This is a genomic window from Neomelitea salexigens DSM 19753 (genome assembly GCF_000422345.1).
Lineage (GTDB): Bacteria > Pseudomonadota > Gammaproteobacteria > Pseudomonadales > Spongiibacteraceae > Spongiibacter > Spongiibacter marinus_A.
The window spans coordinates 64,630-89,497 of sequence record NZ_AULP01000006.1; the positions used below are offsets into that span (position 1 = coordinate 64,630).

Annotated in this window: 20 protein-coding genes and 1 tRNA gene; 12 read left to right on the forward strand and 9 right to left on the reverse strand. The window is 56.5% G+C overall.

Going from position 1 to position 24,868, the window contains the following annotated elements; all coding sequences use genetic code 11:
- Nucleotides 1-32 precede the first annotated feature (32 nt).
- On the forward strand, nt 33-1,985 hold the full coding sequence (locus H573_RS0110470; RefSeq protein WP_084498021.1) for a metallophosphoesterase family protein: 1,953 nt from the start codon (nt 33-35) through the stop codon (nt 1,983-1,985).
- Between the two features lie 35 nt (nt 1,986-2,020).
- On the opposite strand, the gene H573_RS0110475 is transcribed toward H573_RS0110470, so the two are convergent.
- Nucleotides 2,021-2,671 (reverse strand): response regulator, encoded by a 651-nt coding sequence (locus H573_RS0110475; RefSeq protein ID WP_027874230.1) that lies wholly within the window; start codon nt 2,669-2,671, stop codon nt 2,021-2,023.
- A gap of 149 nt (nt 2,672-2,820) precedes the next feature.
- Nucleotides 2,821-4,782: an acetate--CoA ligase gene (gene acs / locus H573_RS0110480; RefSeq protein ID WP_027874231.1), complete on the reverse strand. Its 1,962-nt coding sequence runs from the start codon at nt 4,780-4,782 to the stop codon at nt 2,821-2,823.
- Nucleotides 4,783-4,988: 206 nt separating this feature from the next.
- On the opposite strand from acs, the gene H573_RS0110485 reads away from it, so the two are divergent.
- The 8 genes from H573_RS0110485 to H573_RS0110520 all read left to right on the forward strand — a co-directional run bounded on the left by H573_RS0110485 (nt 4,989) and on the right by H573_RS0110520 (nt 12,494).
- Complete coding sequence (locus H573_RS0110485) at nt 4,989-6,284, forward strand: DcaP family trimeric outer membrane transporter (protein WP_051171201.1); 1,296 nt, start codon at nt 4,989-4,991, stop codon at nt 6,282-6,284.
- A 96-nt stretch (nt 6,285-6,380) separates the two neighbouring features.
- Complete coding sequence (locus tag H573_RS0110490; RefSeq protein ID WP_027874233.1) at nt 6,381-6,650, forward strand: DUF4212 domain-containing protein; 270 nt, start codon at nt 6,381-6,383, stop codon at nt 6,648-6,650.
- A 15-nt stretch (nt 6,651-6,665) separates the two neighbouring features.
- Nucleotides 6,666-8,399, forward strand: a complete 1,734-nt coding sequence (locus H573_RS0110495) for a sodium:solute symporter family protein (protein ID WP_027874234.1) — start codon at nt 6,666-6,668, stop codon at nt 8,397-8,399.
- 131 nt (nt 8,400-8,530) lie between these two features.
- On the forward strand, nt 8,531-9,049 hold the full coding sequence (locus H573_RS0110500) for a hypothetical protein (RefSeq protein ID WP_051171202.1): 519 nt from the start codon (nt 8,531-8,533) through the stop codon (nt 9,047-9,049).
- Nucleotides 9,050-9,072: 23 nt separating this feature from the next.
- On the forward strand, nt 9,073-10,923 hold the full coding sequence (locus H573_RS0110505) for a putative nucleotidyltransferase substrate binding domain-containing protein (RefSeq protein WP_027874236.1): 1,851 nt from the start codon (nt 9,073-9,075) through the stop codon (nt 10,921-10,923).
- Between the two features lies 1 nt (nt 10,924).
- On the forward strand, nt 10,925-11,569 hold the full coding sequence (locus H573_RS0110510; protein WP_051171203.1) for an exonuclease domain-containing protein: 645 nt from the start codon (nt 10,925-10,927) through the stop codon (nt 11,567-11,569).
- A 31-nt stretch (nt 11,570-11,600) separates the two neighbouring features.
- On the forward strand, nt 11,601-12,098 hold the full coding sequence (locus H573_RS0110515; protein ID WP_051171204.1) for a PaaI family thioesterase: 498 nt from the start codon (nt 11,601-11,603) through the stop codon (nt 12,096-12,098).
- The gene (locus H573_RS0110520; protein ID WP_027874239.1) at nt 12,099-12,494 is read left to right on the forward strand and encodes a PaaI family thioesterase; all 396 of its coding nucleotides are present in this window, start codon (nt 12,099-12,101) and stop codon (nt 12,492-12,494) included.
- A 71-nt stretch (nt 12,495-12,565) separates the two neighbouring features.
- Here H573_RS0110520 and H573_RS0110525 read toward each other — a convergent pair whose 3' ends face one another.
- The 7 genes from H573_RS0110525 to H573_RS0110555 form a co-directional block, all read right to left on the reverse strand.
- Complete coding sequence (locus tag H573_RS0110525) at nt 12,566-12,844, reverse strand: DUF3081 family protein (protein WP_027874240.1); 279 nt, start codon at nt 12,842-12,844, stop codon at nt 12,566-12,568.
- Between the two features lie 130 nt (nt 12,845-12,974).
- Complete coding sequence (locus H573_RS0110530) at nt 12,975-16,112, reverse strand: efflux RND transporter permease subunit (RefSeq protein ID WP_027874241.1); 3,138 nt, start codon at nt 16,110-16,112, stop codon at nt 12,975-12,977.
- Entirely contained in the window at nt 16,109-17,182 is a 1,074-nt protein-coding gene (locus H573_RS0110535; RefSeq protein WP_027874242.1) for an efflux RND transporter periplasmic adaptor subunit, read from the reverse strand. The genes H573_RS0110530 and H573_RS0110535 overlap by 4 nt, the downstream gene beginning before the upstream one ends.
- A gap of 195 nt (nt 17,183-17,377) precedes the next feature.
- Complete coding sequence (locus tag H573_RS0110540; protein ID WP_036256512.1) at nt 17,378-18,661, reverse strand: YncE family protein; 1,284 nt, start codon at nt 18,659-18,661, stop codon at nt 17,378-17,380.
- 220 nt (nt 18,662-18,881) lie between these two features.
- The gene (locus H573_RS19040; protein WP_161624254.1) at nt 18,882-19,397 is read right to left on the reverse strand and encodes a DUF2939 domain-containing protein; all 516 of its coding nucleotides are present in this window, start codon (nt 19,395-19,397) and stop codon (nt 18,882-18,884) included.
- Nucleotides 19,398-19,625: 228 nt separating this feature from the next.
- On the reverse strand, nt 19,626-19,973 hold the full coding sequence (locus tag H573_RS0110550) for an ATP-binding protein (protein WP_027874244.1): 348 nt from the start codon (nt 19,971-19,973) through the stop codon (nt 19,626-19,628).
- Between the two features lie 161 nt (nt 19,974-20,134).
- Nucleotides 20,135-20,211, reverse strand: a tRNA-Ile gene (locus H573_RS0110555).
- Between the two features lie 169 nt (nt 20,212-20,380).
- Between H573_RS0110555 and H573_RS19045 the strand changes: the two genes are divergently transcribed.
- The 3 genes from H573_RS19045 to H573_RS19050 are packed head-to-tail and all read left to right on the forward strand — an operon-like array spanning nt 20,381 to nt 24,866.
- The gene (locus H573_RS19045; protein WP_161624255.1) at nt 20,381-22,249 is read left to right on the forward strand and encodes an adenylate/guanylate cyclase domain-containing protein; all 1,869 of its coding nucleotides are present in this window, start codon (nt 20,381-20,383) and stop codon (nt 22,247-22,249) included.
- Nucleotides 22,250-22,269: 20 nt separating this feature from the next.
- On the forward strand, nt 22,270-22,641 hold the full coding sequence (locus tag H573_RS0110565) for a response regulator (RefSeq protein WP_027874245.1): 372 nt from the start codon (nt 22,270-22,272) through the stop codon (nt 22,639-22,641).
- Nucleotides 22,638-24,866, forward strand: a complete 2,229-nt coding sequence (locus H573_RS19050) for an ATP-binding protein (protein ID WP_051171207.1) — start codon at nt 22,638-22,640, stop codon at nt 24,864-24,866. Before H573_RS0110565 ends, H573_RS19050 begins: the two co-directional genes overlap by 4 nt.
- Nucleotides 24,867-24,868: the final 2 nt, after the last annotated feature.

Genomic DNA, 24,868 nt, shown 5'->3' on the forward strand with positions numbered 1-24,868 from the left:
ATTCACCAAAAACACCTCACAGCGGACTTACTATGACTTTCTCAATTTCCCGCCGTTTGCTCGGCGGTCTTCTTCTTACCAGCGCGCTGACGGCCTGTAACTCAGGTAGCGACAGCTCCAGTAGCGGTGATTCCTCGCCGGTGCGTGCCGAGCCATTCAGCATTGGTTTACTTCCGGATACCCAAGGCGGATCCGATGCGCAGGGTCAAGCGCACGTTGCGATGTACCCGATGCGGGAGGTGCTGAAACATCAGTCGGCCAAGGGCGTGGATCTAGTCATTGCTGTCGGTGACCTCACCGACAAGGGCAGTACGATTGAATGGGGCGAGTGGACATCGGTCGCCGAAGACTTCAGAGAAGGCGGCATAGAATTTTTGCCGGTGATGGGCAACCACGAAATGAACTATGCCTACACGACGGAGTGGATTGCCAATATGCGCAATTACATTCCCGAGGACGCGGTGCACATGCCCGGTTACGAATGGGTGAACTACTATGTTGTGCGCAGCAACGTACTCATTATTGGTCTGGCATACTACAACCTGCCTTTGGCGATCGACTGGATAAAAGACGTGGTGGCTGACAACACCGATGTCGAGCACATTGTTGTCGCCAGTCACGACGGATTGATCGGCGCGAAATACGGCCAAACTCGCGAGCAAATTGTAGAAGGTACCAAGGGCGATGACTGGGTATACGGTGTTCAGAAAGATATTCGCGAGTTCTTTGCTGAGCACGATGTCATTTATGTGCAGGGTCATGAGCATCAATATCAGCGCTCGTTGATCTCCGCAACGACCATGCAAACAACCTTTCCTGCAAGCTCCACACCCTCGGGAGGCAATTATCAAATGGGGGTGTATACCCAGATCATGGCGGGTAATGCCTCATACAAGGGCTATGAATTTCGCTATGGCGAGCGCGAGTTAGTACAAGCGATCGTGTCCCAGAAAAATGCCACGTACAGTGAAAGCAAAGGCTCAGATCACTTTGACGTGAATTCGTCGATATTGCGCTTTGATGGCGACCGCGTTGACTATCAGTCCTATTACGCGGAGCACCAGGCGCGCAGCAATGATCCAAGCCAGGACTTTGACGCGCAGTGGGTGTTGATGGATCAGTTCTCACGGGCCAAGAACCGCTGCGAAACCGTGGTCTATCCCAACTCGATTCCCGACGGCACGCGCTCAGTGCTGGTGTTCCAGACCGAATATATTACCGATACCTGTGTTGCTGATGACGGCTCGTCAGCGCGTTTGGTGGGTGGCGATAATGACACCTTTAACCGCACGGACACACGCACCCGCGATATGGAATATGTGCCCGGCTTCTCGCGCGCGGAATCCCTGATGGATTTAACGCGGCTCGCTTATCAGTGGCTTTACCAATACCACGAGAGTTGGACGCCGAACCTGAATAACCGCTATCGCGCGGTGCCTGATGAAGCCGAGAATGTGCTGCTGATTCCTGAAACGACGATCGACCTTAAAGAACACGTGACGCTCAGCTGGCAAGGCAAGACCGCAGACACCTTGACGGATCGGTTGCTTATCAGCGGCATGCAAAACCAAACAGGGGTTTACCAGGGGGCTTATGGTGGTGAGCGGGATATTGCCGCTGATACTGGCCTGCCACTGTCGCAACCAGATGGCACAGCCAAGGCGCCCACCGTGTTGCCCAGCAGCGCGACACAGAGCTGGGATATCAGCGCGGCCAAGGCCGACCCCTATGCGGTGGCTTTTACAGTGAATGAGTCTGTGCCCTTCGCCAGCAGTATTCTGGCGCAGAAAACTGCGCAAAGTTGGCAGGCCATCGCCACGCCGGAATGCGTCGTTGAAAGTGCCTGGCAGGAGGATTTTATCGGTGCCATGCCAAACCGCGCAGCGGCTTGTGAGAGTCAGCCCCTGCTGGGTTACGATGCCAACGCCAGACAGTGGTGGGCAGTTTTGGATGCCGATACCGAGATCGCGGTGATACGCCGCTAGGTCGCCGACGGTGCGGAGCCGCCTTGCGGCTCCGCTTACTCTACGCTCGGCGTGTTCACGTCTAATTGGCTCAGCATCAGTACGGCCTGTGTTCGCGAATGCACACTGAGTTTGCGAAAAATTTCAGTGATATGGGCTTTGATCGTGGCCTCGGTGACATTCAGCTCCCAGGCAATCTGTTTGTTCAGCAGCCCCTGTACCAAATAACTGGCAACGCGAAACTGCTGGGGCGTCAAGCTTGCCACGACCTCGGCGATCGATTTTTCATCGCTGCTACTGGCCTGCTGATAGCGCACATTTTCCGGCAGCCAGCGCTCTCCTTGCAGCACTTGTGCAATGGCGGTACTGATCTGTTCTGGCGAACTACTCTTGGGCAAAAAACCGCTGGCGCCGTAATCAATGGCGCGGCACATCACTTCCTCGGTTTCAGAGGCAGACACCACCATAATCGGTATTTCCGGGTGCTGGGCCTCCAGGTGGACTAAGGCACTAAAGCCCTGTGCGCCGGGCATATGTAAGTCCAGCAACAGTAGATCGATGTCGCTGTCTTCGTCGATGGCCTGTTGAAGGCTGCCGATATCGCCGACCTCGTCAATGCGTGCAGTCGGAAAGCTCGCGCTCAGGGCGCCGCGCATGGCCGAGCGGAAAAGCGGGTGATCGTCGGCGATCAGAAATCGCTGGGTCATGGGGCCTCATTGTTCAGTTATTGTTTTTCGATTAGGCCAGTATAAAAAAGCCCCGCAGTGCGGGGCAAGCGCTTAGGAAAAGCCTGTGGTAAAGACCCGGCTTCTCGGGGTGGAGGAGAGAGTCACCACCCCGCATCTGCACATTCAGTTTACGCAGCGTTTTCGTTGATGTGTTGATGTCCCTCAATAAGCCGTGCAACAACTGAGGGGTCGGCAAGCGTGGAGATATCGCCCAGGGCGTCGTATTCGTTGGCCGCAATCTTGCGCAGAATTCGGCGCATGATCTTGCCGCTGCGCGTTTTAGGCAGGTCGTCGGCCCACTGAATCACGTCGGGAGAGGCAATCGGGCCGATTTCGCGGCGCAGCCACTGCTTCAACTCTTGCAACAGGGCGTCGTCGCCTTGCTCGCCCTGCTGCAGGCTAACGTAGATATAAATGCCTTCGCCTTTGATCTCGTGGGGGAAGCCAACCACGGCGGCCTCGGTCACTTTCGGGTGGGCAACCAATGCACTTTCCAGCTCGGCAGTTCCCATGCGGTGACCAGAGACATTGAGCACATCGTCCACGCGGCCGGTGATCCAGTAGTCGCCATCAGCATCGCGGCGGGCACCGTCGCTGCTGAAATAGTAGCCGTTGAAGGTGGAGAAATAGGTATCGATAAAGCGCTGGTGGTCGCCAAAGATGGTGCGCATTTGCCCGGGCCAGCTGTCGCAAATGACCAGGTTGCCATCGGTGGCGCCGTCCAAGACGTTTCCGTCGTTATCCAGCAGTGCTGGTTGCACACCGAAGAACGGCTGAGTGGCTGAGCCGGGCTTCAATTCTGTGGCGCCCGGCATCGGGGCAATCATCATGCCACCGGTTTCGGTCTGCCACCATGTGTCTAGGATAGGGCAGCGGCCCTCGCCAAAGACGTCGTGGAACCAGCCCCAGGCCTCTGGGTTGATCGGCTCTCCCGCGGTACCGAGCAGGCGCAAGGAGCTGCGGCTGCTGGTGGCCGTGGCTTCCTCGCTCTTGGCCATCAGCGCGCGGATCACGGTGGGCGCGGTGTACAGGGTATTCACCTGATATTTATCGATAATCCGGCCCAGTCGCCCGCAATCGGGGTAGTTGGGGACACCTTCATACATGATGCAGCTGGCGCCGTTACTGAGCGGGCCATATACCGCGTAGCTGTGCCCGGTGATCCAGCCGATATCGGCCATACACCAGTAAACTTCATCCGCTTTGTAGTCGAACACCGTATGGTGGCTCAGAGAGGTGTACACCATATAGCCGCCAGTGGTGTGCACCGCCCCTTTGGGCTTGCCGGTTGAGCCAGAGGTGTACAACAGGAACAGCGGATCTTCGGCGTTCATCGGCTCGGGTGGGCAAACTGCAGACTGCTGCTCAACGAGGCTGTGGTATTCCACGTCGCGGTTGGCGCGCCAGTGAATATCGGCGCCGGTGTGCTTGAGCACCAGAACTTTTTCAACGCAGGCCGGAGAGCAGAGTTCTATGGCCTCGTCGACGTTTTGCTTCAGGGGAACCGTTTTACCGCCGCGACGACCCTCATCGGCGGTGATTACCAATGCCGATTGACCATCGCTAATGCGTCCTGCCAGCGCTTCTGGCGAGAAGCCGGCAAAAACCACCGAGTGCATGGCGCCAATGCGTGCGCAGGCTAGCATCGCGAAAACGGCTTCCGGAACCATTGGCATATAAAGAGTAACCACATCACCTTTTTTAACGCCCAGGCTCTTGAGGCCGTTGGCGAGTTTGCAGACTTCTTGATGAAGTTCGTTATAAGTGAATTGTCGTGAGGCCTGGCCCTCTTCATCCGGTTCCCATTGCAGCGCGAGTTTCTCGCCGCGCTCGCTGAGATGTCGGTCTAAACAGTTTTCAGAGGCGTTGAGTACGCCATCTTCAAACCACTTAATATAAAGATCGTTTTTATCAAAACTGCAGTTCTTTATTTTACTAGGAGCCTGGTACCAGCTGATTCGTTCCGATACTTGCTTCCAGAACGCATCGGGGGCATTGACCGATTGTTCATACATTGCCTGGTAATCGTCTGCGGAGATGTAAGCATTCTCGCGAATCGACTCTTTGATGGGGTAGCGTTGTTCTGTCATGGCTTTGCCCTCGGTTCAAGGTGTGCATTCTTGTTATGTCACACAGTATTCTCCGCGAGTGCATTTTTCGCTATTAGACCTTGGTCGAGCGACTGAGCACTCCCGTCATAGACTTTCGTCGATATTTGACTAATGGCTAATACGCAGCTTTGCAAAGTCGGCCTATAACCTCCAGTGACAGATAAAAACAACCGGGAGACACTCTTATGCAAAGCAATAAAAGGCGCACTTTCGCATCTCGATACCTACCTGCTCTTGCGGCACTGCCACTGGCTGTTGCCGCGGGTTCCGTTTCCGCGGAGTCGCTGGAGCAGCGCGTGCAGCGCTTAGAAGCAGCGCTGGCTGAATCCACCGCCCAATCGACCAGCAACACGACGTATAAATTTGGTGGCTATATCAAGTTAGACGCGATGGTAAGTCAGTACAGTGGAGGCGAGCGTGCCTTGGCGGCGGTGGGCGACGATTTCCTGGTGCCCTCCGTTATTCCCGTGGGAGGCGAGTCCGGCGATGCTCACTTTGATATGCAGGCAAAATATTCGCGTATCTGGTTCAAAACCGCGACGCAGACCGATGCCGGTACCATTTCTACCCACATTGAAATGGATTTTGGTGTCAACCAAATCGGCGATGAGCGACTCAGTAATTCTGCGGTATCGCGCATTCGTCATGCCTTTGTAAGCTGGCAGTACGACAAAGACAGCTCCTTCCTTGCCGGTCAAACCTGGGGCACTTTCTTTAACGTGGCGAGCCTGCCAGAGACCCTCGACTTTGTTGGCCCGGTGGCCACAGTATTTGAGCGCCAGGCGCAGTTGCGTTGGACCCACGGTGTGGGGAATGGCAGTTCGTTGATGGTTGCTGTGGAAAACCCGTCCACTGGGCTCTATGGCGGTACTAGTGGCGCCGCAGGCGGCGGTGATTTTGACAACAATAGTCTGCCCGATGTCGTTGTTCGCTATAACGGTAAATCAGGCGATCTGAGCTATAGCGTGGCAACGGTGCTGCGTGAGATTGCTTACAAAGAAAACTTTAGCAATAACCTCGCGCAACCCATTGAAGGTGACGAGAGCGAGATGGGTTATGGATTGAGTTTTTCGGGTAAATGGCAGCTGGGTCAAGATGACCTCAAGTTCCAGCTGAACGCCGGTAATCTTGGCCGCTACTTGGGTTTGCAGAGCTTCCGCGATGGTTACATTGAAAGCAATGGCGATATCGACCTGCTGGACACCGTGGGTGGCTTTATCGCCTACCGCCACTTTTGGGCACCCAAGTGGCGCAGCAGCTTTGTGTTGTCCGCTAGCGAAGCCGATCAGCCCAGCAACGCACCCGCTGGCACGCCAAGCGCTTACCGCAGTGCTCACGCCAACTTGCTGTATTCGCCGGTTAAGGCACTTACCTTGGGTGCTGAGCTGATCCACGGCGAAAAACATATTGAAGGCAGCATTAACGGCGACGACAGCGGTGAGTTGGATCGCTTGCAGTTTAGTGTGAAGTACGTGTTCTGAGCGTCCCGCTCTTGACTAAAGTCGAATGGATTGCGGCGACAACAAAGCGCATAAAGAGTATGTCGCCGTGATTCAGACGAATAAAGGAGAATAACAATGGCGTTTCAATCGAAAGAAATGGCGAAAGCATACTGGCGTGAAAACCTCACGTTAATGCTCTGGCTGTCAGTGATCTGGTTCATCGTGTCTTACGGATGCGGAATCCTGTTTGTAGAACAGCTCAATGCTATCAAGTTAGGTGGATTCAAATTGGGCTTTTGGTTTGCGCAACAGGGGTCTATTTACACCTTTGTGGCACTGACATTTATCTACGCAAAAAAAATGGGCGATCTCGACCGTAAATACGGCGTAGATGACGACGCATAATAAGAGGCAGCCATCATGGAACTTCAAACATTAACGTATATTGTGGTGGGGTTTACCTTCGCCATTTATATCGGCATCGCCATCTGGGCGCGCGCCGGTTCAACGAAAGACTTTTATGTAGCCGGCGGTGGAGTTCACCCCGTTGCTAATGGCATGGCGACTGCCGCTGACTGGATGAGCGCGGCGTCGTTTATCTCAATGGCTGGTCTGATCGCCTATATGGGCTACGGCGGCTCAGTTTTCCTAATGGGTTGGACGGGTGGCTTCGTGCTGCTGGCCATGTTCCTGGCGCCATACTTGCGTAAATACGGCAAGTTCACGGTACCTGAGTTCATTGGCGACCGCTTCTACTCAAGGACTGCGCGTATCGTTGCCGTTGTCTGCTTGATTATCTGTTCGGTGACTTACGTTATCGGTCAGATGAAAGGGGTAGGGGTGGCCTTCTCGCGCTTCTTAGAGGTCAGTTATGAAGTCGGTCTGCTGGTGGGTATGGCTATCGTCTTTGTCTACGCCGTTGTCGGTGGCATGAAGGGCATCACCTATACGCAGATCGCGCAGTACTGCGTGTTAATTTTGGCCTACACCATTCCCGCTTTTTTCATCTCCTTTAACTTAACCGGCAACCCCCTCCCGCAGCTTGGCTTGGGCAGCACGATCAGTGGTACCGACGTATACTTGCTCGACCGCCTGGACCAGGTGATTACCGAGTTGGGCTTTGCCGACTACACCAACAATGTTCGTGGCAGCACCTTGAATATGTTTGTGTACACCCTGTCGCTAATGATCGGTACGGCGGGCTTGCCCCACGTCATTATCCGCTTCTTCACGGTGCCTAAAGTAAAAGATGCGCGTACCTCAGCGGGTTGGGCACTGGTGTTTATTGCCATTCTCTACACAACTGCGCCGGCAGTGGCAGCCATGGCACGTTTGAACCTGCACAACACCATTGCGCCGCCAAGTGCTGAACAAAACCTTGCTTACGAAGAGCGCCCACAGTGGTTTAAAAACTGGGAAAAAACCGGTCTTCTTGAGTTCGAAGATAAAAACGGTGATGGCCGCATTCAATACACCGCGAGTGCGGAGACCAATGAAATGGTCAAAGTCGATCGCGACATCATGGTGTTGGCAAACCCTGAGATAGCCAAGCTACCCAACTGGGTTATTGCACTCGTGGCAGCGGGTGGTCTCGCAGCAGCATTGTCTACTGCGGCGGGTCTGTTGCTGGCAATTGCATCGGCGATCTCCCACGACCTGTTGAAGGGCGTATTGATGCCTGACATCTCCGAAAAAGCAGAGCTGAGAGCCAGCCGAATTGCTATGGCAGGTGCGATCGGCTTTGCGGGCTACCTCGGTTTCAACCCACCTGATTTCGCGGCGGGTACGGTAGCACTGGCCTTTGGTTTGGCGGCCTCCTCGATCTTCCCCGTGTTGATGATGGGTATCTTTAATCGCCGCATCAACAAAGAAGGCGCCATTGCTGGGATGATTGCAGGTATCGGTGTCACCTTGTTCTACGTGTTCCAGCACAAAGGCATTATGTTCGTGGCCAGCACCGCCTTCTTGGGCGATATGCCAGCGAATTGGTTCTTTGGCATTGAACCCAACGCGTTTGGTGCAGTGGGTGCCGTGGTGAACTTTGCGGTTGCCTTTGCGGTGTCTGCAGTGACCAAAGCACCGCCAGCAGAAGTGCAGGAACTTGTTGAGCACATCCGCGTTCCTGTTGGTGTTAGTGCGGCGCAGGATCACTAAGCCGACACTAGCGGTCGATACAAAGCAGGCACCGTCAGGGGCCTGCTTTTTTTTTCCTCGACGAGTATGGAAATTCATTCGACCAAGGATGATAGTAAAAGTCGAACACACAATAACAAGGGATCTGCGCAATGAGTGCGACATCAATTCTTACCAGCAAACACACGATTACCGCATTAATTGTTACGCCGATTTTGGCGATCATCGCTTATTTTGGTGTCGATAGAATGGTGAGCGAGCGGCCCCATAAAGCCGAAGCAGGCGCTGTATATAAATTGGCTGCGATGTCTAAATGCCGATATCAGAGTGGCGAATGCACCCTCAAGAACGGCAACTTTGCACTGACGCTGCGGCCGGAGTTTCGCAGTGAGCACGTGATTAAGCTGCGTTTAGAATCTGCCTTCCCCTTGCAGGGCGCTAAAATTTCCATTGCCCCGGACAGTGCCGTGGATTACCCACCTATGGATATGGAAGCCGAATCCGCCGATGGCAAGGTCTGGTTAATTCGCACCTCAGTACCTGCGACCGAGGCGCCACAGCTGCGCGTCGTGGCGACCGCCGATGGCGCACAGTACTTTGGTCAAACAGGGTTGGAATTTACCGTCTACCAAACCAGCTTTGAGCGAGATTTTCGCGGCGGCCAGCAGTAACACTTTCGATCCAGGGGGCGCAAATGAGTGATAAAGCAGAGCTGGCATTGGTGAGTGATTTTCTCGCCGAATGTTTGCCCTTTGATAGCCTTGACCCACAGACACTGGAAGACGTTGCTCGTCAGCTCCGTATCAAATATGTGCGACGCCATCACCGCTTTAGTGCGATGGATGGTGACGGCCTGTATATCCTGCGTAGCGGCGTTGTTGATGAACAGCAAGAGAGCGGCTTACTGCAGCGCTTTGAGAGTGGGGAAAGTTTTTCCCTGAATGGCCACAGTCGCGACGGCGAAGTCACACAGTCGCGCTATTTCGTTGCCATAGAAGATTGCTTGATATACCGCCTGCCGGACGATGCGTTGCGCAGTTTGCGGCGCCAACATCGCCATATAGACCGCTTTTTCCATGCGCGCAGTGAGCGGCTATTGCGTCGCGCCGCGCGCTTTCGCGGCCAGCCGTCGTTTTTAATGCAGCCGGTTACCTCGGTAATGAGTCAACAGCCGCTCGAAGTTGGCCCCGAGACTTCGATAGCGCAAACCGCGCAGGCAATGACCGAGCGCCGCGTGTCGTCGGCCTTTGTGACACGCGATGAAACCCTAATGGGCATCGTCACCGACCGCGATTTGCGCAGCCGTGTATTGGCCCAGGGGCTATCGCCCGATCAAACCGTGGCCAGCATCATGACCGAGAACCCCTGCGCCCTGGCAAGTGATGCAACGCTTTTCGATGCTGTGTTGGAGATGACCAATCGCGGTGTTCATCACCTGCCGGTGTTGGATGAGGCGCAACAGCTGCTCGGTGTGCTGACCACCTCCGATGTCAACGTGGCAAGGGAAGACGACCCGATCTACTTTGTGCAGCGGGTATCGCGGTTGAGCACTCTTACAGCGCTTCAGGAGCAACTAGCGCGCCTGCCGAACCTGTTCCGCCAATGGGTAGAGGCCGATACGCCGGTGACGCAGATTACGCAAATGACAACCGCGGTAAGTGATGCCTTGACGCGGCGGCTTATCGACCTTGCCGAACAATCGCTTGGCCCCGCTCCCTGCGACTACTGCTGGCTGGGCTTTGGCTCCCAGGCTCGGGGCGAGCAGTTACTTGGTGGTGACCAGGACAACGGTTTGCTGATTGATAATGCTGCAATCGACGACGACATGGCGTGGTTTGCGCAACTCGCCGACTTTGTCTGCGCTGGGCTTAATGACTGCGGCTATGACTACTGCCCGGGTGACGTGATGGCCAAGTCGGAAAAGTGGCGCAAGCGCGCCGCCGATTGGGAGGCGATGGTCGACGGATGGATGACCAGCCCCAGCGCCAGTGCAGTGATGCACATCAGTATTTTCTTCGACCTGCGTGCCATTGCCGGCAGCCGCAGCCTGGCTGAGGCCTTGCAGCAACATATGTTGGCTCACAGCCAGCGCAATACCATTTTCCTTGCCGCGCTGGCAGAGAATGTTCTGGCAAGCTCGCCGCCGCTGAGCATGTTTGGCCGTTTTCTGCTGGAGCGCAGCGGCGAGCACCAACACAGCCTCGACCTGAAAAAACGCGGTGTACTGCCGGTGATAGAGCTCGCCCGACTGCACTCGCTGGCCAATGGCATTCCCGCGGTAAATACCCATAAGCGCTTGCAGGCACTGGCGCGCGCTGGTCAGATGAGCTTGGCAGATAGTCGCAATCTTGAGGATGCATTTACATTGATCAATGGCATCCGTTTGCAACAGCAGGCCGCGCAAATTGCCGCTGGCGACGAGCCCGATAATTACTGCGATCCTCGCCAGCTTACCCGGTTGCAGCGCAGCCACTTAAAGCAGGCATTCAGGGTGGTCCATCAGGCCGAGGATATTATCAAGCTGCGCTATCGAGCGGGTAACTGACATGTCGGTGTTCTGTCAGGCGCTGCGCCTGCAATTCAAACGCTATCAGTATCGCCGGCGTGCCGCGCGCGCGTTGCGCGACTGCTGGCAGTTGTCACCGCCCTGTTGGCAGTCGCCTGCCAGAGATGCCGCCTACCTCGCAATCGATCTGGAAATGACCTCGCTGGACCCAAATACAGGGGAGGTCGTGAGTATCGGCTGGGTGCCGATTACTCATTGCGAGATCGACCTGTCGGCGGCGCGTCACCACCTTTTACGCGCTGAGTCGCTGGTGGGCGAAAGTGCCGTTATCCACCAACTGCGCGATTGCGACCGAGTAGACGGTGAACCCCCGGCGGAGGTGTTGCAAGCGCTACTCAAGGCCGCCTCCGGCCGAGTGTTGCTGTTTCACTGCGCTGAGCTGGATATCGCTTTTCTCAACGCACTTTGCCAAACGCACTTGGCGGCGCCTTTGCTGCTGCCCTATGTCGACACCCTGCAAATTGAGCACGGCCGCCGTGAGCGCGCTCATCAACCGGTTCGCAACGGCGAGCTGCGTTTGGCTGACTGCCGCGAACACTACCATTTGCCCGCCTATCCCGCTCACAATGCACTCAGTGATGCCCTGGCAACGGCCGAGTTGTTTTTGGCGATTAAGTCTCGGTAAACTGCCGCGCTGAATTGTAATGGGAGTTGGTATGGCTCTGGACCTTCAAGAGTTACGTCGCTTTGTGGATGTGGTACTGCAGTCGAACCCCGGTGATCACTTCACGACCTTGGGTATCGCTGTCGAGGCCGTCGAGCACCACCACGTGCAAATGAGTATGCCCTATCGAGAATCGCTTATTGGAGACCCCGATACAGGAGTGCTTCACGGCGGCGCTATCACTGCGCTGTTAGACACCTGCTGCGGGTTTGCCGCGGCCACCGCCCTTGATGACCTAGGCATGACGCCCACGATTGACCTGCGCATCGATTACATGCGCGCGGCGACGCCGGGCAAAAGCGTGATTGCCGATGCCGAGGTGTACCGCGTTAGTGAGAGCGTGATATTTACCCGCGCTCTTGCCCATCACGGTGATGTTCAACACCCGATCGCCTCTGCGGTAGGTAATTTCTTCCGAATGGAGTCAGCGCTGTTTGAGGAGATGCGCCGAGAGTTTCGACGTGCCGAAGCGACAGAGGGAGGGGCGTAAATGACAGACGATTTTCAAGCGCGTATTGACCGCGTGCCCTATGCGCGAACGCTGGGCATCCAAATGATCAACGAAGACGGCTGTTTTTTACTGCCAGCGCGGAAAAGCAATATTGGTAACCCGACTCTGCCTGCCTTGCACGGCGGCGCCATCGCCGGGTTTATGGAACTGTCGGCGATGATTCATGTGTTGAGCCAGGGAGGTAGCGACAGTACGCCTAAAATCGTCGATTTTGCGGTGGACTTCGTGCGCGCCGGAAAATTTGAAGAAACCTTCTGCCGGTGCGAGTTGGTATTTTTTGGGCGCAAAATGATCAACGTGAGTATCACTGCCTGGCAGGATGACCCAGGTCGTCCCATTGCCAAGGCGCGGGCGCAGTTCTTAGTAAAAGACTAGCGCGGGTGAGTTTGAGGCGAGCCGGGCAAAAGCCAGGCCGCCGTTACCCGTGCAGCGTGCTATCGGCGATGCTAGGCAACCTCATTCAGGTCCCGGCTGACGTTGGCAATATCCCGGTGCAGGCTTTCCAGTGCGGCACCGTCGGTGGTGCTAAAAGACAGGGTATTGTGGAAATTAACGGTAACCGATGCGCGGCGGTTTTCCAGCGTAATGGTGTAGCCATCGATCCCTGAACTCACCTTGATGGGGCCGTACTCCCGCCCCCAGCCATCACTGCTCGCCACGCCGTATTGCTGAACCAGTTCAAAGCTGCGTAACAGCTCGGCTGGCCTGAACTTGCGTTTTTCCATGGGAGGTCGCCCTTTCGTCGTTCAGTATTACTACGTCGCGAAGCGAAGGGCCGGATGTTACCGCCTTTGCCGCCCATCAGGCCGTGCCGGATCGCGTTGCTGGCGAGCAAACGCGGCGTCTGGCGTAGCACTACTGGGCGGCACTGCTGCGCCGCTGGCGCTGGCTTTGCCACCAGAGGCGGATATCGCTGTCGATGGCCAGCATCAGCGGCACGGTATACAGGGTGGTGATCGCGCCGACAATCCCGCCCCAGAACATCACCATGATCATCGGCGTCTGGGTGGGGTGCGCACCGGCAATACCGTAGGCTGCAGGGCCGAGTCCGGCGCTGGTGGTAAGGGCGGTAATTAAAATGGGGCGCAGCCGTACGGCGGCGGCTTCGGCAATGGCGCTGCGCTCAACAATCGCACCTGGCTGCCCACTTTGGTGGTGGAGCTTATTCACTTTATCCACCAGAACCAGTGAGCTGTTCACCAGCACGCCGGCCAGGCCAAGGAAGCCGACAATGGCCGAAACGCCCAGCACGAAACCGTGCAGGGTCAGCACGATCAGCACGGCGACAAAGGCCAGCGGGATGACCGCCATAATAATCAAAGGCTGACTGAGGGAATTGAACAGCAACACCATCAGGAAAAAGATGCTGACCAGTACAATCATCAGGCCGGTGCCCATCGACTCAGCGGTTTCGGCCTGTGCGACCAGTTCGCCGCCCAACTCAACCCGGACTCCCGGGTATTTCGCTGCAAATTGTTTTTCATCTAACCAGGCTTGTAGGCGGTGATTGATGTCCACCACCGACAGTTGGTCGCGGTTCACCTCCGCGCGGATGGTTTCAGCGCGGCGACCGCCGTAGTGTGCGATAACCGCTTGGCCCTGGCGCACCTGGAATTGGGCAATATTGCGCAGTGGCACTTGCTCGCCACTTGGGCTCAATACGGTGAGTGAGCGCAGTGCATTGATGTCGTTGCGGTACTTGTCCTGTAGCTCCAGGCGATAGCGAATGCGCTCCTCGACGGTTTGCAACTCTTCGACCAGCAGACCGTCGTAGGCAATGCGCAGTGCGCGGGTGACATCCGCGACTGCGATACCGGCATTGGCGGTTGCGGCATAATCCAGTTTGAGTTCGATCAGGTTTTTGCCGGGGGTGTAGCTGGTCCATACCTCGGTAACACCGCGCTGTTCGCTCAGCCAGGTCATCAGCGCGTCGGCAATTTCGCCGCGCACTTCGTCGGAGTGGGCAATCACCCGCGCTTCAACCGGCGTACCCACCGGCGGTTGCTCGTTTTCAATGTCGACGACAAAGCGTATCGCCTGTGTAAACTCCGGCCGCAGTTGCTTGAGGCGGTCGCGAATCTCGGCGGCGCTAAGCTCCCGGTGTCGCCCGGACACCAGGGTGAGTTGCACTTTACCCAGCGACGGAGATTTTACTTGGATCATATCGTCGCTATTTGGATCGTTCCATTCACCAACAACAGAGAAGTGGCCGGTGATAATGCCATCGGGAATGGTCTCCAGCGCGCGTTGCTCAATGCGGTTGATCACGGCGGCCGTGGTATCGATAGTCGTGCCTGCGGGCATCTCGATACCAATGGTGATGTCGGTGGCATCGGTGTCGGGGTAGCTTTCAAACTGCAGGTAATGCGAGAGCATGACGATGGACAGGAAAAAGAGTGCCAGCCCACCCGACATAGCGATCATAGGTCGCCTCAGCATGGGCGTCAGGGTGGCGGCATAGAAGTGTTGCACATGGCGAAACCAGCTTGCCTTGTCGCGCCCGGCCTCGGCGCGTTTCAGCGATTCGGCGATGTGGGAGGGCAGTAAAATCAAACATTCGAAAAGCGAGGCGAGAATAATCAGCACGACGGTTGCCGGGATCACCCACATAAACTTGGCGTCTTCCCCGCCGATCAGGAGCAGGGGCATCATGGCAAACACGGTGGTTAAGGCACCGGTAATAACCGGGCTGGAAACACTGTTTACCCCATTCACGGCAGCGTCTCGAATCGACATGCCTGACTCAAAATGGCTGTAGATGCTCTCGCTGGTGACAATGGCGTCATCCACGAGCAGGCCGAGCATTAGAATGATGGCGACGAAGGCGACGGTGTTGTAGGTCACGCCAAAGATCGGCATTAGCGCGATGCCGAGCAGCACGGCGACGGGTATGCCGACGACAACCCAGAAGGTCGAGCGCCAGGGGAAGAAGAACAACAGCACCAGGGTGATCAGGATCGCGCCCAGCATGGCGTTGTCCAGCAGGGTAGAGATCACCACCTTGGTGATATCGGCGCCGTCGTCGACGACCGATAACTGCACGGTGCTGGGCAGGTTTTTCCTAAATGTATTGAGCAGGCTTTTAATATCTTCCGACAGCGTCAGGTCGTTGCTGTCTGCCTGCGCGCGAACGGTGAGCACAATGCCCTGCAAGCCGCCCTTGTAATAGGAGACGGTGGCTTCGGAAAAGCCCTCGGTCACTTTTGCCAGATCTTTTATTCGCAGGTGGTTGCCGTAGCCGTCGCTTCGCACGATCACCGAGGCGACTTCTTTGGGCTCGCTAAACTCGCCCACCGCAACGATGTCTTGCTCCCCGACAAAGGAGGCCAGCGAGCCGCCCGTTTCAGTGACATTGCGGCTTTTGATGGCGCGTTCTATTTCTGCGTAGGACACGCCAAGGCGGTCCAGTTTCAGCGGGTCGAGTTGAATATGTATTTCGCGGTCGCGATAGCCCAGGCGGTCGACACCGCGAACTCCGCGAAGCGAGCGCAATTGATCTTGCAGCGAGCGCGCCAGTTTGCGCAGTGTGGCTTCCGGTGCTTGGCCGTACAGCATCACGATGGCCACAGGGAAGTCTGCTGACTTGGCTTCCACCAGCAAGGGTTTTTCCAGCAGGTCTGTCGGCAGGCGGGATTGGGCGCGGTCTATGGCGCGCTGCAGGTCTCTGGCCATTTCGGCCAGCTGCGCCTTATCTGCCTCGGGGTCGGCGTTGACCTGAATCAGCGACATGCCTTCGGCGCTATTCGAGCGCAGTTCGCGAATACCGTCGACAGACTCCAGCTCTTCCTCCAGCGGCACGGTAACGCTGAGCTCCATTTTCTCGGCGCTGGCGCCGGGCCGCAGCGTGGTGATGGAAAAGCGGCCGTTGGACAGGTCGGGGGCGCTTTTAATGGCGCCGGTTTGCAGGCTGTAAAAACCCAGCAAAATGCCCATGATCATCACCAGATTGACGATCAGGGGGCGGTCGATAAACCAAGCGTAAAAGGACTTCATGGCTGAGTCTCGACAGTAACGGCTAGCCCGTCGGTAATCAGTTCCAGGGGAGAAAGGATCAGCATTTCATCGGACTCGAGGCCAGACAACACCGGAATCTCGTCGCCACTGGGTAGGCCAAAGCGCGGCTCGCGACGCTCGGCGATTCCTTGGTTGACCACAAAAACAACCGCCTTACGGTGTCTGTCGACCACGGCTGTGCGAGGAATAAAGAGCACTTTACGGTTGCTTTCAACGTCTATGCGCACACTGGCTGACATGCCCTCTCTAAGCAGTACATCGGCGTCGGACAGGCGACACTTTACTTCAAAGTTTCCCGTGCGGGGGTGGGCTGACTGGGCAATCGCCTCTACTCTGGCGCGGTACACCTTATTGCTGGCATCGCTGCGCACCTCCACGGGGGTGCCCAACTTTAGCTGATTCACTTCGGCCTGGTTGACCCATGTGGTGACTTGCAGGGCTTCCTGAGCCTGAATTTCGATCAGTGCCTGCCCCGGTTGTACGCGCTCGCCTTGCTCTATGGGCTCACCGTCAACCACACCGGCGATCGGGCTGCGTATGTCTCGGTCGGCGAGTTCACGCTGCGCCAGCTCTAACTCCGCTTGCGCAGATTGGAAGCGCGCTTTCAGCGCGTCGTAGTGGGAGCGCGCATTGTCCAACTGGTCATCAGAGACCGCGCCGGTTTCGCGTAATTGGCTGAATTTTTGCCATTGCCGCTGCGCCTGATCCATATCGGCTTCACTGCTGGCGCGAATGGCACGGGCGCGCTCGACACGCAAATTTTGCTTCTCGTTGTCCAGGCGCATGAGCAGCTGGCCTTGCTGAACCGCTTGGCCTTCTTTGACGAGCACTTTTGTTACCACGCCGGCAGCCTCTGCAGCAATATCGACCGTTTCCGCCGACTGCAGTACTCCGGAGGTTTCCAGTGGGTAAGACCAGGGGACGGCGGGGAAGCGTTTTACGTTGACGGATAGCTGCTCAACGGCAGCCTCGGGCACGGGCGGTGGTGGCTCGGAACAGGCGGATAGAAAATTGACGATTGCCAGCAGCAGCCACGGTTTTATATTCATTGTTCGTCCTCTTCCTCAAGGGGGAGAGGATACCTGTTTACTTCACAATATAAATTACCAGTGAATTAATTATCCGTTTGCAAACGGGGGCCATAAGGCCGGAAGGGGTGGCGGGAAGCCGGAGAGCGGTTTCCGGCTATAGGGAATCTCTGTGCTTGAGCTGCCGCCAACGACCGGGCATTGGCGGCAGCGGCGTTATTGTGGGTTGGCGAGCAGTAGCTGGCCGGTGCGAATGCGCTGGGGATGGTTGCCGACGGGCACACTGGCGACCTGTTCGGCGGTTTCGAAGTCGATGACGACCACGCGATCCTGCTCGCTACTGGATACATAGCAGTGTCGGCCGTCTTCGCTTTCTGTAGACCAATACGGCTTGGAGCCAAGCGGCTGCTCTGACAGGGTAACGGTTTTGTATTCGAAGGTTTCCCGGTCAACGATCGCGGCATAACCGGACATGGTGGCCGCGACGCATAGCTTGGTGCCAGCGTGATTCAGCGCCAGCCCGTGGTGGGCGGAATTAAGCTGGTATTTGCGCAGTGGCAGGGCGGCAATTTGCGGCGGCACTGGCAGGTCGATGTGACGGGTGATGCGGTGCGCTTTCAGGTCGTATTCGAAGAAGCCATGAAAGAAGGAGATTTGCAGGTAGGCAAAGCTCTCATCGGGCATTACCGCCATCGGCCGCACTGCTGAGTCCACCCAGTCCATGCCGTACTCTTCGAGCTTTTCGCGCATATCAATGGTGTTGAGCACTTCGTAGCTGTTGGCGTCGGCTATCACAAAGCGTCGCTCGCCCTTCAGCCAATCCAGCCAGTCAGAAGTGGTGGGGACGAACACTCGGCCAATCGAGGCGTGATAAATGCGCTGGCCGTCTTTGGAGTAGTTGCTTTCATGGGGCTGATCACCGGGATAGAAATTGTCGACGATCTCACCGGTGGCGGTATCAATGGCATGTACAACGCCCCCTGTTGAGGCGGAAATCAGGAAAATACTGCCATCCGGCGACAGCGCTGCGTGATCGGAACGCACACCTTTCACTTTGGTGCGCCAGGCAATTTTCCCGGTCAGCACATCCAGGGCGATGGCATCGGCAAGGCTGGGGCGCGACACATAGAGGTAGCGGCCATCTTTAGATGGAAACAAGTCGTCGACCAACTGGTCGTTGCCTTCACCAATGACGTGGCGAATAAAACGAGCGGCAATTCGGCGGTACAGGCTGTCATTAATCTCGGCGAAGCGCTCGTCGATATCCGGCACTAAGTTAAAACGCGCCAGCACATCAAAGGTCTCCGGGTCGAAAACTTCGGCCGTTCCATCCCAGTTGCTGCCGACAACAACGGCGTTGCGCAGCGTGGTTGTGTCGGGGTTGATCGGCGTGTTTGCCGCCAGCTGCGGGCCTACGGGGCTCAACGGCCGGGAGAGAAGAAACAGTGCGATGGCAACCACCACCAGCAGTGACAGCAGCAAAGTCTTAAACAGTCGCATGATGAAACCCTTTAGTTATTAGTCGGGCGCAGCAATCGCGCTTTCGGGCTGAATCATATCAAAAGGGGCGGTGTGTAATTGTCGCCTTGGTGACAGTTCGCGGGGTGTCGCTAGGGCAAGCCTCTAACGCAGAGGGTACCCGCTTGCTTGATTGGTGGCTTCGGGACGAGAACCGGGTCGGTGCAGTTAATGTGGTGTAGGCTTAGCAAGTTATTGGGCATTAAAAGTTCATTATAATATTTGTCAGTTTCCAGCCAAAGTCGCGCCGGCTTAATACGAAAATACTTTGCTCTGCAGTGCCCTCATGCAGCGTGATATGAAAAGTGTCCCAGGCGGCGTATGCCAATTTAGCGTCTTTGAAATTTTCTCTGAATTCTGCTTTTTGCGCTTCTTGTTGTTCGCGGCTTTTGGCTTGCTGGCCCTCGTTGGTGTCGAGCATGCGGCCAATCGCTTCAGGGGTGACGAACGCATCCACCATGGAGTTGACGACCACCGAGCCAAATGCGGCGCCCATGGCGGCAAAGGGGTTGTCATTACCCGCGCTGGCGAGCTGCTGCGAAAGGGAGGCGTTTAACTGGCTTTTTACGTTTTCCCGCAGGATCGGGAATTCGATGTTTTCGGCCAGCGCCTCGGCATCCTTGTTTTCTGCAGACGTGAACAGTTGGTATGCGGTGAGGTAGGGCGATGCGGCGACATACGCAGCGAACACTATCGCGATGACGATAACTTTCTTCATGGGGGCTCCAATAAACATGCGGCGCTCGCATCAGTGCCTAGCCACTTCCTGCCTGGCTGATTTGCGCACGGGGGCGCATTGTAAACAAAGATGCGTTGCTGCACGACTCCAGCCAGTTCCCGGCAATGCCGTGAGAGTCGCGAAGAGGGCGGTGGCTGAACAGCCGTTGGGGAGGCGCCCTAGTCGTTTACCGGGCTGAGCAAGCGATAGCCCACGCCGCGCCGGGTCTCAATGATGGGCGTCGCGACTATTGGCCGAGCTGCCGCGAAAAAACCGGTCAAAGATATAGGGCAATTCCTGAGGGTCGATGCCCGGCCCCTGTTCTTCAACGGTGATCACAACGTTTTGGTCTTCGCGTTTTGTTTGCAGGTGAATGCGTCCCTGTGAGGAGCTAAAGCGTCGGGCATTGTCGATGAGTATTATTAATAGCTGACGAATTCTTGCCGGGTCGAGTAGTAAGTTGGGAATGGCAGGATCAAATTCGGTGTGTATCGCGACGTGGTTGTCGGCCGTTAGCACACTCGACGCTTTGACCGCGCTCTCCAGCAGCGTATTCAGCGCCACGTTTTCGCGCATTAAGCGAATTCGCTCGGCGCCTGTTCGGGCGATTTGATGGGAGCGTCAGACGCTGCGGATCAACACAACTGTCGCCTACATGTGTCCAGAGCAATTCCCTAGTGTATTTGGATAAGTTGCAAGCTTTAAGAGGGCGCTCGCCTAAAGAGATTGGGTGTGGATGGTGGGCCCGGACAGACTTGAACTGTCGACCTGCCGATTATGAGTCGGATGCTCTAACCAACTGAGCTACGGGCCCCGAGAGGGTGGTTGCCAAGCCGTCATTGATGCCAGCTTTTGACCAAGCGCGCATTATAAAGATGCCTTGTCTGCAATGCCAGCGACAGTCGAGCGCTGGCGTTATTCTCTGTGTAATTTTACAGCGGTGCTGCCATAATTGGCCTAACCACGCTGGCGCGGAGTCTATTTTGAAAGATCAACAACGCATAGAGAAGGCGTACTTGGACGATGTTCGCCAAAGCTTGTATGCCTCTTTGGCGGCGATGCGCAGCCGCTTGTCTTCGGTGGTCGCTGAGTTGCAGGGCCAGCCCGATGTGCTGGCGGATCTGGAGCGCGTGGTCGGTGCTCTGCAAGCGCTGGAGGCTTCCCTTAGCGCCGCTGGCGAACACGATGACGACACTGCATTGGCAAGGCTTCGCCATGACCAGCGCAATCATATTGGCGTGGTCGAAGGCTACCTGGAAATTGTATTGGATGACTTGGCCGACGATGCACCGCAGGCAGGGGCATTGCGAGAAATTGCTGACTTATCCCGACAATTCCACGTAGCGCTGGAAAAATTTCGCCGCCCCAACCAGCAAAGCGATGATACGGATCCGGTATCGGCAATTTTTAAGAGCTTTCGCCGAGGTTTGTCGTCGGGGCCGCGCAGCGCCGAGCCGGCGACTATTTTAGTGGTTGATGATAACGACAGTGGACGAGAGCTTATCGCGCAGCAATTGCAGCGCCAGGATTATCTGGTAGTGGAGGCGGCGAGTGGCGAGCGCTGCCTGGAGGTTATGCGCAGCGCCCGGCCGGATCTCGTGTTGTTGGACCTGGTGATGCCGGGGTTGAATGGCTACGAGGTACTGCAGGCTATTCGTGATGATGAGGAACTGCGACGCATTCCAGTGGTGGTGATCAGTGGTGTGCAGGATGAAGTTGGCGCGATTCATTGCATCGATGCTGGCGCCAGTGATTACTTGATCAAGCCCGTTAATGCCACGCTGCTGAACGCCAGGGTGTCGGCACTGCTGGAGCGCAAGGCCTGGCAGGATCGCGAACGGGAGTATCTCGCCGAGCTGGAGAAGAGCCAGCGGTTTATCCGCAAAGTCTTTGGCCGCTATTTATCTGATGAGATTGTTCAGCGCCTGCTGGATGACAACGATGGGCTGACGCTGGGCGGCGAGCTGCGCCGTGTGACGGTGTTGATGGCCGATATTCGCGACTTTTCCACCATTAGTTTGCAGTTAGAACCTGAGCGCTGTGTAAGCCTATTGAACAACTATCTGGCGGTGATGACTGAGGTGATCCAAGCATATCGCGGCACGGTGGATGAGTTTGTCGGCGATGGCATTTTGGCCGTTTTCGGTGCGCCGCTGCGGGAAGATGATGACGCCGACCGAGCGCTGGCCTGCGCAGTGGCCATGCAGCAGGGCATGGCTAAGGTGAATGCGCGCAATGTGGCCGAGGGCCTGCCAGCGATTGAAATTGGCATCGGCTTGAATACCGGCGATGTTATTGCGGGCAATATCGGTTCCGAGTTGCGCAGCAAGTACGGTGTGGTGGGGCACAACGTGAACCTAACCTCGCGCATTGAGTCGTGCACCGCTGCTGGCCAGATCCTCGTATCGCCCAGCACCCTGGCATTTAGCCGTGTTGAAGTACTGTGCGGCAAGCGTATTAGCGTATCGGTGAAGGGACTCGACGAGCCGTTGGAACTCAGTGAAGTGCTGGGTGTTGGCCTGCCTTACGACCTGTTACTGGAGGGCAGAGACGAGTCCTGGCACCAGTATGCGCAACCGATAGCAATGCATATGAGCGTGCTGGTGGATAAGCGTTTGGGGGCTGAGCGCCTCCCGGTAACCCTGCACGCATGTCGCGATAATGCGCTGCTGGTGGCCTGCGACACAGCGCTGCAATTGCCGGTCGACGTCTGCTTGTTTTCGTCCGACGGTGCGCTTTCTTTGTACGGCAAGATTGTCGGTAAAGAGGCGGGAAACTACGAATTGAGAATGACGGTTAACCCCAGTTTACACGCGCAGTTGTTGGCGCTGGATAGCCGCAATGCTAAGTAAGCCTATTAAAGAGATGTGATATGGCCACCCTGTTGTTGGTAGAAGACAATGAAATGAACCGGGATATGCTGAGCCGGCGTTTGCAGCGTCGCGGTTACGATGTATTGCTTGCGGTAGATGGCCAGCAAGGTATTGATATGAGCCGGGAGCATGGGCCAGACCTGTTGCTATTGGATATGAGCTTGCCGGTAAAAGATGGCTGGCAGGTGGCCAGAGAAATGAAGGCCGATCCGGCGCTGCAGGGCATTCCATTAATAGCGCTCACAGCTCATGCCATGGCCGACGACCGGATGCGGGCAATGGAGGCCGGTTGTGACGACTACGATACTAAGCCGGTTGATCTGCCTCGCTTACTCTCGAAGATCGATGCCTTACTCGAGTCCGGCGAATGAGTTTTACACGCCGCCTGACCTTTTCATTCGTCGCAATTTTGCTGCTATCGCTCGGCAGTGTGCTCGTGCAGGTATGGGGCAACGATAGCCGCCGCCGCAATGTCTGGCTGCTGCAAAGCGTGATCAATACCCAGGCAGAAATGAATGCCTTCAGCCAGCAGCTCTACGGCCTGCAGCGAAAAATGCGCGTGGTCGAAGCGCTTAATCAGTCCGCGGCCAACCAGCAATTGAGCGAAGATGAGCGCAACGAGATCTTGCAGGCCCTTGAGCAATTGCGCGCTCTGCAGCGCCAGCTTAGCCGCGACCTGAAGGAGTTTATGCGGCCTGAGGATTTCGCGCCGCTGCGCGTGGATACGCTGCTGGATGGGTGGCAGCGCTATGTGATGGCGACGGAGCGGGGTGACGGCGATGCCGAGGCCCTGCAGGCCCCCAGTGAGTTGGCGGAGTATTACCTGCGCATCAGCCGTCAGCTGAGCGAAAACGAACTCCTGCTCCTTATTCGCTCCGATGAAATTAATGCCAAACTGAAGGACATTGTTAGCCTCACCAACAAGGTGGCACTGGCGGTGTTTTTACTGGCACTGATTGTGACCTTCGTACTCGGGTATTACATGACGCGCTATACCCGTCGCTCTATCCGCCAATTGCAGAAAGGCACCGCTGAGTGGGGTAGCGGCAACTTTAACTACCGCATTGCGGATATGGGGCATGACGAATTCGGCCAGTTGGCAACCTCCTTTAACGAGATGGCGTCCAACCTGCGCAATGCCATGGCGCGGGTGCGCGAGGCCAGCCGCCGCGCCGATGCCGCAAACCAGGCGAAAAGCGGTTTTCTGGCGAATATGAGTCACGAGCTTCGCACGCCGATGAACGCGATTATTGGCTATTCGGAGATGTTGCTTGAGGAGATCGAGGACGACCCCCAGCTCCCGGCCGAACAGCTTCAAGCGGACTTAGAGAAGGTGCAGCTCGCCGGTAAGCACTTACTTACGTTGATCAACGATGTACTGGATATATCCAAGATCGAGTCCGGGCGCATGGCGGTGTTCTGGGAGACGGTGGAACTCACCTCGGTGCTGCGCGATGTTGAGGTAACCGCTCAGCCATTGGTCGCAAAAAATAATAACCGCCTTCACTGCAGTTATCACGTGGAAGAAACGCCGCTGCGCACTGACGTTACGCGCCTGCGCCAGGTGTTGCTGAATTTGCTGAGTAACGCTGCCAAGTTCACCCGCGGTGGCGATATTCGCTTGAAAGTCTGGGCGGAGCAAGAGGCGCCCGACGAGCTGTGCTTTGAAGTCTCTGACAGCGGCATTGGTATGAGCCAGGAGCAGTTGGAAAAAGTCTTCGACGCGTTTGTACAGGCCGACTTGTCGACAACGAAACAATATGGCGGCTCAGGCCTGGGCTTAACCATTTCGCGCAAGTTTGCCGAGCTGCTGGGCGGCAGCCTGAGCGCGGAGAGTCGCGAGGGGGAGGGCAGCCGCTTTTTGCTTAAATTGCCTGTTAACGGCGAGCAAAGCAGCGCGATGCAGGCTGCGGTGGTCGGTGAGGAATTGGCCGATGTGCTGGTTATTGATGACGACAGTAATACTCAGGAGATTGTTCGCCGCCACCTGCAGCGAGAGGGCTACGGTGTGCGCCTCGCTAGCTCCGGTGCAGATGGCTTGGCGCAGGCTCGCCAGCAGCGCCCAGACCTGATTGTGCTCGATGTGATGATGCCGGTTATGGATGGCTGGCAAGTGCTGCATGCGCTGCGCAGCGACGCAGAGCTGAGCTCGGTGCCGGTGCTCATGCAGTCGATGTTGAACGAGCGCGACCTCGGCCTGTTGCTGGGCGCCAATGAGTATCTGGTGAAGCCTGTGGAGCGCGAAGAGCTGACGGCGGCAGTGCGCGAGCTAATTCCTGCGGGCGCGGCCGGGAACCTAATGCTGTTGGAGCAGGGCGGAGTGCTGGCGAAGGTGATCGCCAAGTCGCCGGGTGCGCAATATTGGCGAGTGTATCAAGCGGAGTCGGTTGAACAGGCGCGCAGTATGCTGGCGGAGCGACCGTGGCAGTTATTTGTGGTGGGGCCACATGCCGACGAGCAAGGCGTTGGTGAGTTCTTGTCAGAGCTGCGAGGCGGTCAGTGGCGGTCTGTGCCGATCATGCTTGCACGAACCGAAGAAGACACCAGTGTACTTGAGCAGCAGTTGGCGCTTTATTTACGGCGGGCGGGGCAGTAGGG

Excerpts from the sequence above, each read along its gene's own strand:
- H573_RS0110565 (WP_027874245.1), top strand. The coding sequence starts at position 22,270 with ATGGCCACCCTGTTGTTGGTAGAAGACAATGAAATGAACCGGGATATG.
- H573_RS0110470 (WP_084498021.1), top strand. The coding sequence starts at position 33 with ATGACTTTCTCAATTTCCCGCCGTTTGCTCGGCGGTCTTCTTCTTACC.
- H573_RS0110500 (WP_051171202.1), top strand. The coding sequence starts at position 8,531 with ATGAGTGCGACATCAATTCTTACCAGCAAACACACGATTACCGCATTA.
- H573_RS0110550 (WP_027874244.1), bottom strand. The coding sequence starts at position 19,973 with ATGCGCGAAAACGTGGCGCTGAATACGCTGCTGGAGAGCGCGGTCAAA.
- H573_RS0110540 (WP_036256512.1), bottom strand. The coding sequence starts at position 18,661 with ATGCGACTGTTTAAGACTTTGCTGCTGTCACTGCTGGTGGTGGTTGCC.
- H573_RS19050 (WP_051171207.1), top strand. The coding sequence starts at position 22,638 with ATGAGTTTTACACGCCGCCTGACCTTTTCATTCGTCGCAATTTTGCTG.
- H573_RS0110505 (WP_027874236.1), top strand. The coding sequence starts at position 9,073 with ATGAGTGATAAAGCAGAGCTGGCATTGGTGAGTGATTTTCTCGCCGAA.
- H573_RS0110535 (WP_027874242.1), bottom strand. The coding sequence starts at position 17,182 with ATGAATATAAAACCGTGGCTGCTGCTGGCAATCGTCAATTTTCTATCC.
- H573_RS19040 (WP_161624254.1), bottom strand. The coding sequence starts at position 19,397 with ATGAAGAAAGTTATCGTCATCGCGATAGTGTTCGCTGCGTATGTCGCC.
- H573_RS0110510 (WP_051171203.1), top strand. The coding sequence starts at position 10,925 with ATGTCGGTGTTCTGTCAGGCGCTGCGCCTGCAATTCAAACGCTATCAG.
- H573_RS0110490 (WP_027874233.1), top strand. The coding sequence starts at position 6,381 with ATGGCGTTTCAATCGAAAGAAATGGCGAAAGCATACTGGCGTGAAAAC.
- H573_RS0110530 (WP_027874241.1), bottom strand. The coding sequence starts at position 16,112 with ATGAAGTCCTTTTACGCTTGGTTTATCGACCGCCCCCTGATCGTCAAT.
- H573_RS0110520 (WP_027874239.1), top strand. The coding sequence starts at position 12,099 with ATGACAGACGATTTTCAAGCGCGTATTGACCGCGTGCCCTATGCGCGA.
- H573_RS0110485 (WP_051171201.1), top strand. The coding sequence starts at position 4,989 with ATGCAAAGCAATAAAAGGCGCACTTTCGCATCTCGATACCTACCTGCT.
- acs (WP_027874231.1), bottom strand. The coding sequence starts at position 4,782 with ATGACAGAACAACGCTACCCCATCAAAGAGTCGATTCGCGAGAATGCT.
- H573_RS0110475 (WP_027874230.1), bottom strand. The coding sequence starts at position 2,671 with ATGACCCAGCGATTTCTGATCGCCGACGATCACCCGCTTTTCCGCTCG.
- H573_RS0110525 (WP_027874240.1), bottom strand. The coding sequence starts at position 12,844 with ATGGAAAAACGCAAGTTCAGGCCAGCCGAGCTGTTACGCAGCTTTGAA.
- H573_RS0110515 (WP_051171204.1), top strand. The coding sequence starts at position 11,601 with ATGGCTCTGGACCTTCAAGAGTTACGTCGCTTTGTGGATGTGGTACTG.
- H573_RS0110495 (WP_027874234.1), top strand. The coding sequence starts at position 6,666 with ATGGAACTTCAAACATTAACGTATATTGTGGTGGGGTTTACCTTCGCC.